General features: G+C 60.7%; 16 protein-coding genes, 1 tRNA gene, 1 other RNA gene and 1 pseudogene. 13 read left to right on the top strand and 6 right to left on the bottom strand.

Translation table 11 applies throughout. The features are described 5' to 3' along the window. Nucleotides 1-137, top strand: a pseudogene (locus tag BMY36_RS19640) (IS5/IS1182 family transposase); the annotation flags it as partial. A 423-nt stretch (nucleotides 138-560) separates the two neighbouring features. Here BMY36_RS19640 and BMY36_RS17100 read toward each other — a convergent pair. Next, a complete protein-coding gene (locus BMY36_RS17100; protein WP_050519150.1) occupies nucleotides 561-1100 on the bottom strand; it encodes an REP-associated tyrosine transposase in 540 nt (179 codons plus the stop codon). Between the two features lie 233 nt (nucleotides 1101-1333). On the opposite strand from BMY36_RS17100, the gene gatC reads away from it, so the two are divergent. The 7 genes from gatC (at nucleotide 1334) to BMY36_RS17065 (ending at nucleotide 5984) form a co-directional block, all read left to right on the top strand. Then, complete coding sequence (gene gatC / locus BMY36_RS17095; protein WP_050519149.1) at nucleotides 1334-1621, top strand: Asp-tRNA(Asn)/Glu-tRNA(Gln) amidotransferase subunit GatC; 288 nt, start codon at nucleotides 1334-1336, stop codon at nucleotides 1619-1621. Next, entirely contained in the window at nucleotides 1618-3099 is a 1482-nt protein-coding gene (gatA, locus tag BMY36_RS17090) for an Asp-tRNA(Asn)/Glu-tRNA(Gln) amidotransferase subunit GatA (protein ID WP_050519148.1), read from the top strand. The genes gatC and gatA overlap by 4 nt, the downstream gene beginning before the upstream one ends. Nucleotides 3100-3135: 36 nt before the next feature. After that, nucleotides 3136-3918, top strand: a complete 783-nt coding sequence (locus tag BMY36_RS17085; RefSeq protein WP_050519152.1) for a hypothetical protein — start codon at nucleotides 3136-3138, stop codon at nucleotides 3916-3918. 4 nt (nucleotides 3919-3922) lie between these two features. After that, the gene (locus BMY36_RS17080; protein ID WP_050519147.1) at nucleotides 3923-4594 is read left to right on the top strand and encodes an N-acetylmuramoyl-L-alanine amidase; all 672 of its coding nucleotides are present in this window, start codon (nucleotides 3923-3925) and stop codon (nucleotides 4592-4594) included. Nucleotides 4595-4606: 12 nt separating this feature from the next. Continuing rightward, an RNA gene (gene rnpB, locus BMY36_RS17075) (RNase P RNA component class A) lies at nucleotides 4607-5026 on the top strand. Nucleotides 5027-5240: 214 nt separating this feature from the next. Next, complete coding sequence (gene rpmG, locus BMY36_RS17070) at nucleotides 5241-5408, top strand: 50S ribosomal protein L33 (RefSeq protein ID WP_050519146.1); 168 nt, start codon at nucleotides 5241-5243, stop codon at nucleotides 5406-5408. Between the two features lie 69 nt (nucleotides 5409-5477). Further along, nucleotides 5478-5984: a GNAT family N-acetyltransferase gene (locus tag BMY36_RS17065; RefSeq protein WP_074818964.1), complete on the top strand. Its 507-nt coding sequence runs from the start codon at nucleotides 5478-5480 to the stop codon at nucleotides 5982-5984. Nucleotides 5985-6032: 48 nt separating this feature from the next. On the opposite strand, the gene BMY36_RS17060 is transcribed toward BMY36_RS17065, so the two are convergent. The 3 genes from BMY36_RS17060 to BMY36_RS17050 form a co-directional block, all read right to left on the bottom strand. Next, nucleotides 6033-6812 carry a Bax inhibitor-1/YccA family protein gene (locus tag BMY36_RS17060; protein ID WP_050519144.1) on the bottom strand — a complete coding sequence of 260 codons (780 nt, stop codon included), beginning with the start codon at nucleotides 6810-6812 and terminating at the stop codon, nucleotides 6033-6035. A gap of 206 nt (nucleotides 6813-7018) precedes the next feature. Then, nucleotides 7019-7711 carry a histidine utilization transcriptional repressor HutC gene (locus BMY36_RS17055; RefSeq protein WP_050519143.1) on the bottom strand — a complete coding sequence of 231 codons (693 nt, stop codon included), beginning with the start codon at nucleotides 7709-7711 and terminating at the stop codon, nucleotides 7019-7021. Next, on the bottom strand, nucleotides 7708-9066 hold the full coding sequence (locus tag BMY36_RS17050) for a formimidoylglutamate deiminase (RefSeq protein ID WP_050519142.1): 1359 nt from the start codon (nucleotides 9064-9066) through the stop codon (nucleotides 7708-7710). Before BMY36_RS17050 ends, BMY36_RS17055 begins: the two co-directional genes overlap by 4 nt. Nucleotides 9067-9138: 72 nt before the next feature. Between BMY36_RS17050 and hutI the strand changes: the two genes are divergently transcribed. The 4 genes from hutI (at nucleotide 9139) to BMY36_RS17030 (ending at nucleotide 14686) form a co-directional block, all read left to right on the top strand. Then, nucleotides 9139-10326 carry an imidazolonepropionase gene (gene hutI / locus BMY36_RS17045; protein WP_050519141.1) on the top strand — a complete coding sequence of 396 codons (1188 nt, stop codon included), beginning with the start codon at nucleotides 9139-9141 and terminating at the stop codon, nucleotides 10324-10326. Further along, complete coding sequence (hutH, locus tag BMY36_RS17040; RefSeq protein WP_050519140.1) at nucleotides 10323-11840, top strand: histidine ammonia-lyase; 1518 nt, start codon at nucleotides 10323-10325, stop codon at nucleotides 11838-11840. Before hutI ends, hutH begins: the two co-directional genes overlap by 4 nt. A 12-nt stretch (nucleotides 11841-11852) precedes the next feature. After that, nucleotides 11853-13532, top strand: a complete 1680-nt coding sequence (gene hutU / locus BMY36_RS17035; protein WP_050519139.1) for a urocanate hydratase — start codon at nucleotides 11853-11855, stop codon at nucleotides 13530-13532. Between the two features lie 113 nt (nucleotides 13533-13645). Next, complete coding sequence (locus BMY36_RS17030; protein WP_050519138.1) at nucleotides 13646-14686, top strand: aromatic ring-hydroxylating dioxygenase subunit alpha; 1041 nt, start codon at nucleotides 13646-13648, stop codon at nucleotides 14684-14686. A gap of 24 nt (nucleotides 14687-14710) precedes the next feature. Here BMY36_RS17030 and BMY36_RS17025 read toward each other — a convergent pair whose 3' ends face one another. Next, nucleotides 14711-15523: a lytic murein transglycosylase gene (locus BMY36_RS17025; protein WP_050519137.1), complete on the bottom strand. Its 813-nt coding sequence runs from the start codon at nucleotides 15521-15523 to the stop codon at nucleotides 14711-14713. A 337-nt stretch (nucleotides 15524-15860) separates the two neighbouring features. Between BMY36_RS17025 and BMY36_RS17020 the strand changes: the two genes are divergently transcribed. Continuing rightward, nucleotides 15861-15935, top strand: a tRNA-Asn gene (locus BMY36_RS17020). A 112-nt stretch (nucleotides 15936-16047) separates the two neighbouring features. Here BMY36_RS17020 and BMY36_RS20045 read toward each other — a convergent pair. Continuing rightward, the gene (locus BMY36_RS20045; protein WP_156215123.1) at nucleotides 16048-16212 is read right to left on the bottom strand and encodes a hypothetical protein; all 165 of its coding nucleotides are present in this window, start codon (nucleotides 16210-16212) and stop codon (nucleotides 16048-16050) included. Between the last annotated feature and the right edge of the window lie 211 nt (nucleotides 16213-16423).

Raw genomic sequence — 16423 nt, 5'->3', positions numbered from 1 at the left:
AAGCCAACGACATGGGCGGCACCCTCGTGCGCACGATCGGTCTGGTTCGGGCCAAGGCCAAAATCGGGATGAAGAATCTCACCTACAACATGCGCCGTCTCGCCCAACTGGGTCGCATCAACCCTCACCCAGCCTGAAACACGGGCGAACACAGACGCAGATCATGCTGCGCATCGCCAAAAACGGCCCTGAACCGAAGGTCCGCGAAGCGAAATGGGCAGCACATCATCAAACCCAAGGCAACACTCTGTCAGTTGAAGGTCGCTGACGCGCTTTGGGCGGAACCTGCTATCCCGTTGCCGCGAAAACAGTCAAAAATCGAGGTGCCCTTATGAAATATCTGAGACAGGCAGAAATTTTTTAAACTTTCTTGTATCAAACGGCCTCTCCAAGGAACGCGGTCCGTTATAGTTGATGAATAATTCAAACAAATCGTTGTACTCGTACGGTGGGGTTTCACCCCACCATTCCTTCGCCAACACCAATCGGTGGGGTAAAACCCCACCCTACCGTTCCACACCCACCCCCAAAAACGCCGGGGTGAACCCCGGCCTACGCCCTCACAAATTCAAATCCCCACCCATATCCCGCCGATATGATGAAAACGGCCAATCCTCGGGGCGTTCGACAAACCCGTGTTTCACCGGGTTTATCCAACAATACCTAACACATGCGGCAAAATCGGCCTCACCACGAATATGGTGTTCGTAAAACCTCCGCTGCCATATCCCGCCATCGCCTTTGCGCACTTTGGATGGGGACCGTGGGGTGGGGGTCCACCCCGCCGCTGCACCATCCACGATCTCCGCATCGGTGGGGTGAAACCCCACCCTACGCATCGACCGGGTGAACCGCGCTTTTATCGCCCCCATCCGCGTCGCATAATCGCAATCCCCCTCCGGCAATGTCCAAACGCAATGCATGTGGTCGGGCAACACCACCCATGCGTCAATCGCGAACGGTCGCTCGGCCTTTGTCGCCCGCACCGCCGCGCGCAAATCTGCCACATGGCGGGTCAAAATATCCGCCCCCCGGCATGCAAGTGCCGCCGTGAAAAACATAGTCGCTCCGGGAATATGGGGGCGCAAATAGCGGGACATGGGCGAAACCTTACCCCCCACATGGTTAACAAAGCGTTGAAACCCACGCCCCCAAACCGCAATCGCACCTTAACAAATCCCTAACAAAAATCACCAAACCACACAAAATCAATACCTTACGCGCCGCATCGCGCGCGAACCGCATGCCCAAATCGCGCCCCCAAATCGCAGCCCCGCTTGCACCCAATCCCCGCCCCGGTTAAACCCGTCGCAACACAAGAAAAGGGGCCCGCATGTCCATTGATATTGATACCGCGCGCAAAGTCGCGAAACTGGCCCGCATCAGGGTAGAGGAGGCGGATTTGCCCGCCCTCGCAGGCGAACTTTCCGGCATTTTGGGCTTTATGGAGCAGTTGAATGAGGTGGACGTGGAGGGGATTGAGCCCATGACTTCCGTCACCCCCATGCGCCTGCGCCGCCGCGCCGATGTGGTCACCGATGGCAACATCCAGACCCAAATTCTGAAAAACGCCCCTGACGCCCGCGAAGGGTTTTTTGCCGTGCCAAAGGTGGTGGAATGACACATTTGAATGAGCTGACAATCGCCGCCGCCCGCGACGCCCTGCGCGCAGGCAAAACCACCGCCGTGGACCTGACCATGGCCTGCCTGACCGCGATGGACGCAGGCGACGGGTTGAACGCCTTTGTTCACAAAACCCCAGACATCGCCCTTGATATGGCCCGCGCCGCCGATGCTCGCATCAAGGCAGGCGACGCCCCCGATATGTGCGGCATCCCGCTGGGCATCAAGGATTTGTTTTGCACCAAAGGGGTCGCCTCCCAGGCCGCCAGCAACATTCTTGCAGGCTTCAAACCGGAATACGAATCCACCGTGACCAGCCAATTGTTCAACGCGGGCGCCGTGATGCTGGGCAAGCTGAACATGGATGAATTCGCGATGGGTTCATCCAATGAAACGTCTTGCTATGGCAACGCGATCAACCCCTGGAAGGTGGACGGGCGCGATTTGACCCCCGGCGGCTCCTCTGGCGGCTCCGCCTCGGCTGTGGCCGCAGATCTGTGTTTGGCGGCGACAGGCACCGATACCGGCGGTTCCATCCGCCAACCTGCGGCGTTTACCGGGATTGTGGGCATCAAGCCAACCTATGGCCGCGTCAGCCGTTGGGGGGTGGTGGCCTTTGCCAGCAGCCTTGACCAAGCTGGCCCAATGACCAAAACCGTGCGCGATGCTGCGATCATGCTGGGCGCGATGTCGGGGTTTGACCCCAAGGACAGCACATCGGCCGAACTGGCAGTGCCGGATTTTGAGGCGGCGCTGACGGGCGATATTCGGGGCCAAAAGATCGGCATCCCGCGCGAATACCGCATGGACGGCATGCCTGCCGAGATCGAGGCGCTGTGGGCTGATGGTACCGCGATGCTGAAGGGTGCGGGCGCGGAGATTGTTGATATCTCGCTGCCCCACACCAAATACGCGCTGCCAGCGTATTATGTGATTGCGCCTGCTGAGGCATCGTCGAACCTCGCCCGCTATGACGGCGTCCGCTATGGCCACCGCGCCACGTTGGCGGCAGGCGATGGCATCACCGAAATGTACGAAAAAACCCGCGCCGAGGGGTTTGGCCCCGAGGTGCAGCGCCGCGTGATGATCGGCACTTATGTGCTGTCGGCGGGGTTTTACGATGCTTATTACAACCGCGCGCGCAAAGTGCGCGCCCTGATCAAGCGCGATTTTGACCACGTGTTCGCGGCGGGGGTGGATGCGATTTTGACGCCGGCGACCCCGTCTGCGGCGTTTGGGTTGGGGGAAATGGCCGATGTCGACCCCATCAAGATGTATCTGAACGACGTGTTCACCGTGACCGTGAACCTTGCTGGTTTGCCGGGAATCGCCGTGCCTGTGGGCGTGGATGCGCAAGGCCTGCCGCTGGGCTTGCAACTGATTGGCAAGCCCTGGGATGAGGCGGGTCTGCTAAATCACGCCTATGTGCTGGAACAAGCGGCGGGTTTTGTGGCCAAACCGCAAAAATGGTGGTAGAGGCCAATTTTGACCGTGTCGCTGCCGGAGTTGCGTATGCAATCGACTAAAGCTGTTTTGATCCTTTTGGCCCTTGCGGCCTGCGCCCCGCCCGTGCCTGACAGCGCGGCTGGCGTCGGTTTTGGCAATTATTCCGACTATGTGCGCCAGCGTGATGCGGCGCAATCGGGTGCGCCATTGGGGGCCATTGCACCAGCAACCCCCACATTTTCGACAGACCGGGTCGGGGCAGCATTGGATGCGGCGTCATCGGGTGGGGCCGCGCCCGTGTCGCCGCCATTCGGTGCGCAACCGGGGCAGCAAACTGGGCCACAAACCGGGCGCTTGATCGGGCGAACTCCGCCTGCGCCATCCTCTGCACCGCTGGCCGCCAACCGCCCACGCGGCGATGCGCCATTGGGCATCGCCCAGCAAAGCGGCGAAATGCGCGGCGCTGCCATTTCGGATGAACAGAATTTTGACGCGGTGGCCGCGCGCGAATCCATCGCCAGCGATGCCGAACGTATCGCCAACAACCGCGCGCAATATGAGGTGATTGCCCCAACCGCCCTGCCACAGCGCAGCGGCGCAAGCGGCCCCGGCATCGTGCAATTCGCGCTGTCGACCACCCATGCGCCGGGTGTTCAGATGTACAAGCGCGGCGGTTTGTTCCAAAAAGACCCGCTGGTGACCTGCGCGAAATACGCATCCCCCGATTTGGCGCAAGAGGCGATGCTGGCCAATGGCGGGCCGCAGCGTGACCGCGAGGGGCTTGACCCCGATGGTGACGGCTTTGCCTGTGGCTGGGACCCGCGCCCGTTCCGCAAAGCGTTGCAGTAAACGCGTGCCTGCCTCACCCAATTTCGGGGAACGGCGGGATGGTTTGCGCCCCGAATTTATCGTGATCCATTACACGGCGATGCAAAGCTGTGCGGCGGCTGCCGCGCGGCTGTGCGACCCTGTGGCCGAAGTGTCGGCACATTATTTGATTGATTATGATGGCACTGTGCAGGTGCTGGTGCCCGAGGGGCTGCGCGCATGGCACTCAGGCGCGGGGTCGTGGCGGGGGTTTTCGGATATGAATTCACGCTCCATTGGGATTGAGCTGGCGAATGATGGGTTTGAACCGTTCCCTGAGCCGCAGATGGTGGCATTGGAACGGCTGATCGCAGGCATCATGGCGCGGTGGGGCATCGGGCCTGCGGGCGTGATCGCCCATTCCGACATGGCACCGGGGCGCAAAACCGACCCTGGCGCGCGGTTTGATTGGCGGCGGTTGGCGCGTGGCGGATTGTCGGTTTGGCCGGAGGCGGTGGAGCGTCGCGCACAGAACGGCGTAAGCGATTTTGACACTTTGGCCCGTGCGATTGGGTATGACGGGGACGCGGGTGCGGTGTTGGCCGCGTTTCGTTTGCGGTTTCGCCCGTCGGCGTCTGGGCCGCCGGACGATACCGATGTGCAATTGGCGCGCAGCCTTGCAAACTTGATCGTTGACCAAACCCCGCCCGCCGCGTAAGCCCAAGGCCGTGCGGATGGCCGGATGACCGCGTGTGTGACGTAGTCCCGTAAGGGAAACCGGCGCGCGCGAGGAAAGTCCGGACTCCATGAGGCAAGGGTGCCGGGTAACGCCCGGCTGGGGTAACCCAAGGGAAAGCGCCACAGAGAAGAGACTGCTTTGCATGCAAAGTGATGGTGAAACGGCGGGGTAAGAGCCCACCGCGGACGTGGCAACACGGACGGCATGGCAAGCCCCACCCGGAGCAATGCCGAATAGGGACCTTGCGCCTGCGCCCTTCGGGGCACAGGCAGGGATGCAACAGCCCAGAGGTCCGGGTTGGCAGCTAGACCCCGTTGGTAACAGCGGGGGCAGAGGAATGGTCATCGAAGGGAAAGCGGTCGCAAGATCGCGGCCCCGGAACAAAATCCGGCTTATAGGCCATCCGCACATTTGATTTTTGGCCCTGTTTTAGTTGCGCGCGGCATCTTTATGGGGCGCGCGACCCAGCTGTTTGGTGCGGAATGGGCGGGCGGGGCAGGGGCAAAAAACTTCGCCGAAAAGCGGGTTTTGCACGTTGACTCTGCAGGCGGTCGTGGGCATAAGCGCGGTTCAATAGGATTTCGCGGGGACAGGTTTTTGTCCCTCGCACGCAGGAGTGAAGACTATGGCGAAGCCGGCGACAATCAAGATCCGCCTGAACTCGACGGCAGGCACCGGGCACTTTTATGTGACCAAGAAAAACGCACGCACGATGACCGAGAAAATGGTTATGCGCAAGTATGACCCGGTCAAGCGCGAGCATGTTGAATATAAGGAAGGCAAGATCAAGTAAGATCTGCTGAACTTTACGAAGATGAGGCCGCGCCATTTGGTGCGGCTTTTTTCGTTTTGCGGGGGTGTGATGGCCCAGATCAAACTGCGGCTTGCCACGGCCGCGGATACGGCGGCGGTTGATGCATTGCTGGCGGCCAGTTACGCGCAGCTATTGGTGGGGGCTTATCATCCGCAGGTGTTGGCCGCGTCTTTGCCAATCATCAGCCGCGCGCGGGCTGAATTGCTGGCATCGGGCAGCCATTGGTTGGCCGTGCAGCGGGACAAGGTTGTCGGGGCCGGGGGCTGGACGCGGGATTGTCCGGCCGGGGATGGGGTCGTGCCCGGCCTTGGCCATATCCGTCATGTTGTGGCGGACCCAAGCCAGACCCGCCAAGGGATCGGCACGCAGGTGATGCGGCGGATCTTGCAGCATGGGCAGGCCGCGGGGATTGGCCAATTTTACTGCCTTGCGATGTTTTCGGCGGTGCCTTTTTATGCCGCATGCGGGTTCAAGGCCAATTATCCGCGCGATGTGGAACTGCCGAATGGGGTGCTGTTCCCAACGATGCACATGTCCTTGCAACTGCCGAAATGAAAAAGGCCGGGGTTTCCCCCGGCCTTGTCCGTGTGTCTGGCAGCGCGCTTATTCGCGGTTGCCAAGGAACGACAGCAAGAACATGAACATGTTGATGAAGTCGAGGTACAGGCGCAGCGCACCCATGATCGCCGACTTGCCCAACCAATCGCTGTCCGCCTGCTGGGCGTGGGCGATGTATTCGTTCTTGATCGACTGCGTGTCATAGGCGGTCAGACCTGCAAAGATCAGCACGCCGATGGTGGAGATCGCGAAGGCCAGCGCCGAGGAGGCAAGGAAAATGTTCACAACCATCGCCACGATTAAACCGATCAGACCCATCATCAAGAATGTACCCATGCCGGACAAATCCTTTTTGGTGGTGTAGCCATAAAGCGACAGACCCGCAAAGGCGATGGCCGTGATCAAGAAGGTCTGTGTGATCGAGGTGCCCGTGTAGACCAGAAAGATCGACGAGATCGAAATGCCCATGGCGGCTGCATAGATATAAAAGAAGAGCTGTGCCGACGCGACCGACAGGCGGTTGATCATCGCGCTGAACGCGAACACCATGACCAAGGGCGCGAACATCACGACCCATTTCAAGGGCGACAGATACAGCGTCTGACCCAGACCTGTCAGCATCGTGCCATTGCGCATTTCGGCCACGGCCATGGTTGGGTCTGTGGTGGTTGCCAGACCTGAGATGGCCCAAGCGGCAGCCCCCGTCAGCAACATGCCGACCGACATCAGCCCGTAGACCTTGTTCATGTGGGCGCGAAGGCCCGCGTCGATTTGCGCGGTACGGGTGCCTGCGCCGACCGAATTGATGGATTGATACTGAGCCATTAAAGCCTCCGGTTAAACTGTTTGCGGGTGAATTCATCGAAAAGACCCACCTGATTCTGAATATTGGGGGTAGGGCCCGCAATATCAAGTGTTTTGGTTGGGAAATTATGCAGGATTATTGCGATTGGTGTTTCGGGGCGCGGCTGCGAGAGGTTTTTGCAAAACCTTGCCTGCGGCGCAGGTATTTTAACCAAGACGAATATGCGTCAGATCTTGGCCTGCATTTGGTGGCCGGGGGCATAGCACAGGCGCACGCAGGTAATGGGGGTCGCGCCCGCCCAAGTGGTGCGATCAACGGTGAACAGCGGCGCACCGGGGGGGCAATTGAGGTGGTGCGCGGTGGCGGGGGGGGCGGCAATGGCCGAGAGGGCGACATCGCCTGCCGTGAAGGCGGCGTTTTGCACCAGCCATTCATTCGCGCTTATTTCGCTTAGGTCGGCGGTGGTGATGTGCGGGGTGGCGGCTGGATTAATCCAGCGATCCTCTAGGCAAAAGGGGGCGTTTGCGGCGAGGTGCAGGGCAAGGATGTGAATCATCGGGGTGTCGCCGGGCAGCATAAGGCGCTGCGCCACATCGGGGGGCGGGGCGGCGGTGGTTTGGTGCAAAAGTCGGTAGGTGTAGGGCAGGCCCCGCGCCTGCACGTCCAAGCGGATGATGGGAATATCAAAGGTCGCTTTGCGCACCGGGTTCAGGGGCACACGGGTGCCTGCTTTGCGTTTGCGGTCCAACAGGCCCGCGCTGGCCAGATCACGCAGGGCGCGGTTGACGGTGGCGCGCGCGCAGCCCAGTTCCGTCGCCAAATCCGCTTCATGCGGGATTTGCGCGCCGGGGGGCCATTCGCGGCTGCGGATGCGGCGCAGCGCCTCGGCCTGCACGGATTGCCAGGTGATGGTGGTCATAGCGCGCGCAGGGATGTGATGGTTTTGAGGTAGGCGGCGGTAATGTCGGCTTGGGCGTGGTGGTGGCCATTGGTGACCAAATGGCGGCCTGCGGACCAGACATCGCTGATGATGCGATCATCGGCGGCAAAGATATAGACATCCAGCGCCGTGTCGCCCGTAAGCCCCGCCATATTGGGGCCCGCGGTGGTGAGCGCGACCAGATCAGCGAGTTTGCCAACCGCGATAGCGCCCGCATCGCGGCCAGCCGCTTGGGCACCGCCTTGCACGGCGGCATCAAACAGCGCGCGGCCTGTGGATTTTGCGCTGGTGGCCAAGGCCGCGCGGGACTGGTCGCGCAGGCGTTGGGAATAGTCAAGCGTGCGCAGCTCCTCTGCCAAACTGATGCGGATGTTGCTGTCGGACCCTATGCCCCAGCGGCCACCATGGCTGGCATAGGCGACACCGTCGAAAGTCCCATCACCCAATGAGGATTCGGTGATGGGGCACAGGCCCGCAATGGCACCCGTTTGCGCCAGCGATTTGGTTTCATGCGACAGCATTTGCGTGCAATGGATCAGGCACCAGCGGTCGGTCACATCGGCATTGGCCAGTAGCCATTCGGTGGGGCGCGCGCCGTGGTGGGCCAACACTTCGGCCACTTCGGCCATTTGTTCGGCAAGGTGCATGTGGATGGGCGCGTTTGGGCGCAAGGCGGCGATATGCGCAAGGGCATGCGGCGACACCGCGCGTAGGGAATGGGGGGCCACGCCAAGCACGGTATCGTCGGGCAGGGCGGCAATAGCGGTCCCTGCGGCGTCGAGCAGGGTGGCGAATTGGTCCATATTGGTGCCAAGGCGGTTTTGGCCGGGGCCAAGGGCGCGCCCATCGCAGCCGCCAAATTGGTAATGCACGGGCAGCAGCGTCAGGCCGAGGCCGGTTTGCGCCGCCGCCGCGGCGATGCGCGCCGACATTTCCGCCGGGTTGGCATAGGGGAGGCCGCCTGGGCCGTGGTGCAGGTAGTGAAATTCGGCTACGGCGGCGAACCCTGCCTGCGCCATTTCCATTTGCACAAAGGCTGTGATGGTTTGCACGTCATCCGGGGTTAGGCGGTCCAGAAAGCGGTACATCAACTGCCGCCATGTCCAAAAACTGTCGCGCGGATCGGGGCCGCGCCGTTCGGTTAGCCCCGCCATGGCGCGTTGAAACGCATGGGAATGAAGGTTAGTGGGGGCGGGCAGCAACAGATCAAGGCGCGTGCCGCTGGGGGGGGTGTTGGGGGTGATTTCGGTGATGCGATCACCGGTGATTGTGACGCGCACGCCTGACGCCCAACCATTTGGCAGCAAGGCTTGATCGGCCCAGAGTGTGGTCATGGCGCGGTGCCCCTCCCCGTTGACAGTATTTATATGTGTGTACATAATAATCGAAACGTGAGGGGAATCAAGATGGAAATCGGGGCGCGGGCGGTGATCTTTGGGAACGTTGTGGGCGTGGATGCGCCGCACGGGGCTGTGGTGACGGATGCGGGCCGGATAGTGTGGGTGGGCGCGCGGGCCGATGTGCCGCCTGATTACAGCGCGTGGCCGCAGCACGATATGCAGGGGCGTTTGATCACGCCTGCCTTCATTGATTGCCACACCCACATCATTCACGGCGGCCACCGCGCGCGGGAATTTGAGATGCGGCTGCAGGGCGCAAGTTATGAGGCGGTGGCGCGGGCGGGGGGGGGTATTGTGTCCACCGTGACCGCCACACGCGCGGCGGATGAGGATGCGCTGGTGGCCCAAGCGTTGCCCCGTTTGGACGCGCTGCTGGCCGAAGGGGTTTCCTGCGTTGAGGTGAAATCCGGTTACGGGTTGGACGTGGAGACGGAGCTGCGGATGCTGCGGGCCGCACGGCGGCTGGGGCGGGAACGGACGGTGCGGGTGCGCACCTCGTTTCTGGGCGCGCATGCGGTGCCCGCGGAATTTGCGGGCCGCGCCGATGCCTATATTGATGAGGTGTGCATCCCCGCGCTGCGCGCGGCCCATGCGGAGGGGCTGGTGGACGCAGTGGATGGGTTCCTTGAGGGGATTGGTTTTGATAACAATCAGATAGCGCGCGTATTTGATGTGGCCTGCGCGCTTGGTCTGCCCGTGAAATTGCATGCCGAACAGCTGTCGCACATGGGTGGCTGTGCGCTGGCGACAAAATATGGCGCGCTGTCGGCCGATCATGTGGAATATGCGACGGATGCGGATGCAGCGCTGTTGGCGGCCAGCGGCACGGTCGCGGTGCTGTTGCCGGGCGCGTTTTACACCATTCGGGAAACGCAAATGCCCCCCATCGCGGCCTTTCGTGCCCATGGCGTGCCAATGGCGCTGGCCACCGATTGCAACCCCGGTTCATCGCCGCTGACCTCGCTTTTATTGGCGATGAACATGGGCTGTACCCTGTTTCGCCTGACGCCTGATGAGGCGCTGCGCGGTTTGACCGAACACGCAGCGCGTGCGCTGGGGTTGAAGGATACAGGGCGGATTGCGGTGGGTCTGCGCGCCGATCTGGCGATTTGGAACGTCGAGACGCCTGCAGAACTGGCGTACCGGATTGGATTTAACCCGCTGCATCAGCGGGTGTTTGGGGGTTTGACATGAAGCTGATACCGGGGGCGACAACGCTGGCGGATTTGGAAACCCTGTGGCGCGGCGGTGCGGCGGCCACGCTGGATAAGGGCGCGCGCGCAGGCGTGGACCGGGCCGCGGCGCAAGTGGCGCAGGCGGCGGCGGGCACCGAGGCGGTTTACGGCGTGAACACCGGGTTTGGCAAATTGGCCAGCGTCAAAATCGCATCCAAAGACACCGCCACCCTGCAACGCAACTTGATTTTGTCGCATTGCTGCGGCGTGGGCGATGCGCTGGACGTGGCCACAACGCGGCTGATGATGGCGCTGAAACTGTTGTCGCTGGGGCGCGGCGCATCGGGCGTGCGCTGGGATGTGATCGTGCAGATTGAGGCGTTGCTGGCCCATGGCGTGACCCCCGTGGTGCCCGCCCAAGGCTCGGTCGGTGCGTCCGGCGATCTGGCCCCTTTGGCGCATATGACCGCCACAATGATCGGCGCGGGTGAGGCGATGTACAAAGGCGCGCGCCTGCCCAGTGCCGATGCGCTGGCGGCTGCTGGCATCCCGCCCTTGGTTTTGGGCCCGAAAGAGGGGTTGGGGTTAATCAACGGCACCCAGTTTTCCACTGCTTTGGCGTTGGTGGGCCTTTTTGAAGGGTGGCGCAATGCGCAAGGGTCGTTGGTCACGGCGGCCATGTCGACCGATGCGATCATGGGCTCCACCGCCCCCTTGCAGCCCGAAATCCATTCTTTGCGCGGCCACAAAGGCCAAATTGATGTGGCAAGCGCCTTGCGCGCTGTGATGGCCGGCTCGGTGATCCGCGACAGCCATATGGAGGGCGACACCCGCGTCCAAGACCCCTATTGCATCCGCTGCGTGCCGCAAGTTGTGGGTGCTGCGGTGGACCTGCTGCGCTTTGCCGCCACCACGCTGGAGGTAGAGGCGAACGCGGTCACCGACAACCCTTTGGTGGTGCAGGCAGGCATCATTTCAGGCGGTAACTTCCACGCCGAGCCCGTGGCCTTTGCCGCCGATATTATCGCGCTGGCGCTGGCCGAAATTGGGGCGATTGCGCAGCGCCGCGTGGCCTTGATGGTCGATCCAACGCTGTCCCACGACCTGCCACCGTTCTTAACACCCGCGCCCGGCCTCAATTCCGGCTTTATGATCGCGGAGGTGACCACAGCCGCGCTGATGAGTGAGAACAAACACCTCGCCAACCCCTGTTCCACCGACAGCACCCCCACGTCCGCCAACCAAGAGGATCATGTGTCCATGGCCGCCCATGGCGCGCGGCGGCTGGGGCGAATGAACGCCAACCTGTCGGTGATTTTGGGCGTCGAGGCGCTGTGCGCTGCCCAAGGCATCGGCTTTCGCGCGCCGCTGCAAACCTCCGCACCCTTGCAAGCGGCGGTCAAAACCCTGCGCGCCGTCTCGCCCCCCCTGACCGATGATCGCTACCTCGCACCAGATATTGAGGCTGCAAGCACTCTAATCCGCAGCGGCGCGTTGGTGGATGCCGCCGGCCTCACCGCTTTTTCGCTCTAAAGGACATTCCCCATGAACACCCGCCACAACAGCCGCGACATCTATCCCGCAACCGGCACAGAAATCACCGCGAAAAGCTGGCTGACCGAGGCGCCATTGCGCATGTTGATGAACAACTTGCATCCCGATGTGGCCGAAAATCCGCATGAATTGGTGGTGTACGGCGGCATCGGCCGCGCCGCCCGCACGTGGGAGGATTTTGACAAAATCTGCGCCTCCCTGCGCGCGCTGAACGATGACGAGACGCTGCTGGTGCAATCGGGCAAGCCCGTTGGCGTGTTTCGCACCCACAAAGATGCGCCGCGCGTTCTAATCGCCAACTCCAACCTCGTGCCGCATTGGGCGACCTGGGACCATTTCAATGAACTCGATAAAAAGGGCCTTGCGATGTACGGCCAAATGACCGCCGGGTCGTGGATTTACATCGGGACCCAAGGCATCGTGCAAGGAACGTATGAGACGTTTGCCGAGGCTGGCCGCCAGCATTACGGCGGCAGCTTGCGCGGCAAATGGATTTTGACGGGCGGCCTTGGTGGCATGGGCGGCGCGCAACCGCTGGCGGCCGTGATGGCGGGGGCCTGTTGCCTCGCGGTGGAATGTGATGAAACTCGCATCGATTTTCGCATCCGCACCCGTTACGTCGATGCCAAAGCGCAGACGCTGGACGAAGCATTGGCGATGATCGCCGATTGGACGGCAGGTGGTGAGGCGAAATCTGTGGGCCTTGTCGGCAATGCCGCCGACATCTTCCCCGAACTTTACAAACGCATGCAGGCGGGCGGGCCGCGCCCCGATATCGTGACTGACCAAACATCGGCCCACGACCCGCTGCACGGTTATCTGCCACAGGGGTGGAGCGTGGCCGAATGGCGCGCCAAGCAAGAAACCGACCCCAAAGCGGTGGAAAAAGCCGCGCGCGCCTCCATGCGCACGCACGTTTCAGCAATGGTTGATTTTTGGAACGCAGGCGTGCCCACGCTGGATTATGGCAATAACATTCGCCAAGTGGCGCAGGAAGAAGGGCTGGAAAATGCCTTCGCCTTCCCCGGATTTGTCCCCGCCTATATCCGCCCACTGTTTTGCAAAGGCATCGGCCCGTTCCGCTGGGTGGCCCTGTCCGGCGATCCTGAGGATATCTATAAAACCGACCAAGCGATGAAGGATTTGTTCCCCGAAAACGCGCATCTGCACAACTGGCTCGACATGGCCCGCGACCGCATCGCGTTTCAAGGGCTGCCCGCGCGCATCTGCTGGATTGGCCTTGGCGACCGCCACAAAGCAGGCTTGAAATTTAACGAAATGGTCGCGTCTGGCGAACTCAAAGCTCCCATCGTCATCGGCCGCGATCACCTCGACAGTGGTTCCGTCGCATCCCCCAACCGCGAAACGGAAAGCATGAAAGATGGGTCTGACGCTGTATCTGATTGGCCCCTTCTCAATGCGCTTCTCAACACAGCCTCCGGCGCCACATGGGTCAGCCTGCATCATGGTGGCGGCGTTGGCATGGGCTTTTCGCAACATTCCGGCATGGTCATCGTGGCCGATGGAACGCCCGATGCCGCCCGACGCCTCCACAATGTGCTGTGGAACGACCCCGCCACCGGGGTCATGCGCCATGCCGATGCAGGCTATGATCTTGCCACTGACTGCGCCCGCGATCACAATCTGAACCTGCCGGGTATTTTGAAATAAAACACCTCGTCAGCCTATTCATCTTGGTCCAAATACCTCACGGGGGTCCGGGGGCGTGAAGCCCCCGGCGCTTGCCCCGAAAACCGGCGCTTGCCACATAAAGGAGCCTTTGCATGTTTCTCAAAAACGCTTGGTACGTTGCCGCATGGGACCATGAAATCACAGACAGTCTGCGCCAAATCATGGTCTTGGGCGAAAAAATCTGCGTCTACCGCACCAGCAAGGCCGAGGTAATTGCGCTGGATGATGCCTGCCCGCACCGCAAAATGCCGCTGTCCAAAGGGCGGTTGAAAAACGATCAGGTCGAATGTGGGTATCACGGCCTGACGTTTGATTGTGCCGGCAAATGCGTTTGGGCACCCGGCACGGGGCGCATCCCGTCCAACGCCAATGTTCACGCCTATCCCACGCATGAAAAATACGGGCTGGTGTGGATTTGGATGGGCAACCCCGCCATGGCCGACCCGGCTGATATATTCGAGATTGACCATTGGGGCGACCCCGCCTGGGGCGTCAACCGCGGCCAAGCGATGGAATTGCCCTGCAACTATCTGCTGATGTGCGATAATTTGCTGGACCCAACTCATGTGGCATGGGTCCATCAAGGGTCATTCGCACAGGCCGCGACCAAGGACACGCCCCTGCGTGTCACCAAAACCGATCAAGGCATCATCGTGCATCGCTGGATGATGGATGTGGAACCCGCCCCATTTTACAAAAAAGTGGTCCCCTTCACCGGCAATTGCGACCGCTTGCAGCATTACGAGGTGCGCTATCCCAGCCACGCGCTGATCCGCGCGATCTTTACCCCCGCAGGCACGGGGGGGCCTGACGGGCCGCTGCATGATGATTGCTTCATCATGGACAGCCTGAACTTTATGACGCCAACCAATGTGACTGAAACCCGCTATTACTGGTTCCAACTGCGCAATATCCGCCCCGATGATGCCGCCCTCAGCCAGATGATGACCGACGATGTGCAGCACGCGTTTGAGGAGGACCGCGCCGTGTTAACGGAGGTGCAGATTGGCATGACCAACAAAACCAGCCCCCATATCGACCTGCCCATCGACGGCGGCCAATTGCGGTTTCGCCGCAAGCTGGAGGCGATGATCGCCGAAGAACGCGCGGTAGATATCAAGATGCAGGAATAGGGGGGCGATCAGCCCCCCAAACCCTTACTGGTCGATGCGCGCGGCCATGATCGAAATCGCCTCTTGGTACACACTGGCCGCGTTCCAATCTTTCAACACGGCATAGTTTGGCTGGCCCTTTTGATACCCAGCGCCGGGCTTCCACCCCTTTTGGCGCAAGAAATTTGCCGTGGATGCCAGCGCATCAATGCGGTTGTTCAAATCAACCCGCCCATTGCCATCGCCGTCCACCCCGTATTTCAACGCGTTGCCCGGCAAAAACTGCGTGTGGCCCCATTCGCCATGCTTGGCCCCCACCGATTTTGAGGTGATCGACCCGCGATCGACCAATACAAGCGCCCCCATCATATGTGGGCGAAAGAAATCGGATCGGCGACAATCGAAGGTCAGTGTCGAAATGGCCGCCACGATATTGGTGCTGCCCATATAGCTGCCAAAGGCAGTTTCCATCCCGTGAATGGCCACCAAAATACCCGCGGGCACGCCGTATTGCTGTTCCAGATTGGCAAACAGCGTGGCATTTTTTGCCTTCTGGGCGCGCCCCTGTTTCACAATCGTATCCGCGCCGCGCACTGACATGAACTTGTCGATTGTGTATTTGAAACTTTTTTGATTGCGGTCCGCTGAAATTGTTTCTTTTGAATAGGTCGTCGCCATCAGCGCCGCGATGCCCTTGGTGCCCACGCCTTCGGCTGCAGCCTCCACCGCGATGGCCGATTTCCACGCGTCATAACCCGCGCCGGTGTTGGAACAAGTGGCCGCCATTGCAGCGCCCGGGCCCCAGCCCAAAGTCACAGTCAAGGCCAACGCAAGCTGTGCCGGTTTTAAAAAATTCATTCAAATCGCTCCCACAAGGTTATGCCGGCAAGTGTACGAATTGGGCCGTACCTTTCAAGGGGCTGTTTTATCACTGCCTTTTCAACGAAACGATTTTGTGACGGTGGGGCAGGGGGCAAATTCGAAATATTGCGCCGGACCCGGTGGATCCTGCCGTCTCCTTGCCAAAAGATCGAAAAGTCGTGGGCTGCCCGATGCACATACCAGCACAATACACCTATAGTATATTGATTTTATTACTTTATTTTCTGCAATCCCACCTACCAAGGATTTCTTCCAAAAATATGCAGAAAGGTTCTGGACGCCCCCGCCCGCTGTTGCTATATCCCCCACATGTTCCGACGTAGCTCAGCGGTAGAGCAGTTGACTGTTAATCAATTGGTCGTAGGTTCGATCCCTACCGTCGGAGCCAGAAATCTCTAGAGATTTCAGTGAGTTAAAAGAGGCCTGCTTCGGCGGGCCTTTTTAATTCCGTCTACAGGGTAACGTTCTGGGTAACGAAAAGCGGTTTTTGTGTGATTGGCTCAAATGTCATTGCCGAACGCCCCGCCCAGGAAGATGGCCAGCGGGATGACCAGGTAGAGCGTCAGACCGATCAGTCCGAGAAGCATCGACGAGTCACCCTGCGTCGCCCCCATGATTGCGGCGAACGGGACGACGAGCGTGATCCACGCCAGCGCCACGATCATCGCAAGTATCAGGGACAGCCACGCCGCAACCCCACCTGCGTAGATCCTGACCCCGCGCGGTGCGGCCACGACTGCCGCGAGCTGGAGGGCACACTGGAGCGCAAGCACTTGCGGGATACCGATCTCGACACCAGAGGTGGTCCTAGTTCTTCGACCACTTTGCAGCCCTTTTAAGGTGGATCATGGTTTCATTTCAGGCTGCCATTCTCAT

This window comes from Pseudorhodobacter antarcticus, from assembly GCF_900110135.1.
GTDB lineage: Bacteria > Pseudomonadota > Alphaproteobacteria > Rhodobacterales > Rhodobacteraceae > Pseudorhodobacter > Pseudorhodobacter antarcticus.
This window is presented reverse-complemented; position numbering and strand designations above follow the sequence as displayed.

Bases quoted from the DNA above. Each gene is read 5' to 3' on its own strand.
- BMY36_RS20045 (WP_156215123.1), bottom strand. From the start codon at position 16,212: ATGATCGTGGCGCTGGCGTGGATCACGCTCGTCGTCCCGTTCGCCGCA.
- BMY36_RS17050 (WP_050519142.1), bottom strand. From the start codon at position 9,066: ATGACCACACTCTGGGCCGATCAAGCCTTGCTGCCAAATGGTTGGGCG.
- BMY36_RS17055 (WP_050519143.1), bottom strand. From the start codon at position 7,711: ATGACCACCATCACCTGGCAATCCGTGCAGGCCGAGGCGCTGCGCCGC.
- gatC (WP_050519149.1), top strand. From the start codon at position 1,334: ATGTCCATTGATATTGATACCGCGCGCAAAGTCGCGAAACTGGCCCGC.
- BMY36_RS17060 (WP_050519144.1), bottom strand. From the start codon at position 6,812: ATGGCTCAGTATCAATCCATCAATTCGGTCGGCGCAGGCACCCGTACC.
- hutH (WP_050519140.1), top strand. From the start codon at position 10,323: ATGAAGCTGATACCGGGGGCGACAACGCTGGCGGATTTGGAAACCCTG.
- hutU (WP_050519139.1), top strand. From the start codon at position 11,853: ATGAACACCCGCCACAACAGCCGCGACATCTATCCCGCAACCGGCACA.
- hutI (WP_050519141.1), top strand. From the start codon at position 9,139: ATGGAAATCGGGGCGCGGGCGGTGATCTTTGGGAACGTTGTGGGCGTG.
- BMY36_RS17100 (WP_050519150.1), bottom strand. From the start codon at position 1,100: ATGTCCCGCTATTTGCGCCCCCATATTCCCGGAGCGACTATGTTTTTC.
- BMY36_RS17025 (WP_050519137.1), bottom strand. From the start codon at position 15,523: ATGAATTTTTTAAAACCGGCACAGCTTGCGTTGGCCTTGACTGTGACT.
- rpmG (WP_050519146.1), top strand. From the start codon at position 5,241: ATGGCGAAGCCGGCGACAATCAAGATCCGCCTGAACTCGACGGCAGGC.
- gatA (WP_050519148.1), top strand. From the start codon at position 1,618: ATGACACATTTGAATGAGCTGACAATCGCCGCCGCCCGCGACGCCCTG.
- BMY36_RS17030 (WP_050519138.1), top strand. From the start codon at position 13,646: ATGTTTCTCAAAAACGCTTGGTACGTTGCCGCATGGGACCATGAAATC.
- BMY36_RS17065 (WP_074818964.1), top strand. From the start codon at position 5,478: ATGGCCCAGATCAAACTGCGGCTTGCCACGGCCGCGGATACGGCGGCG.
- BMY36_RS17085 (WP_050519152.1), top strand. From the start codon at position 3,136: ATGCAATCGACTAAAGCTGTTTTGATCCTTTTGGCCCTTGCGGCCTGC.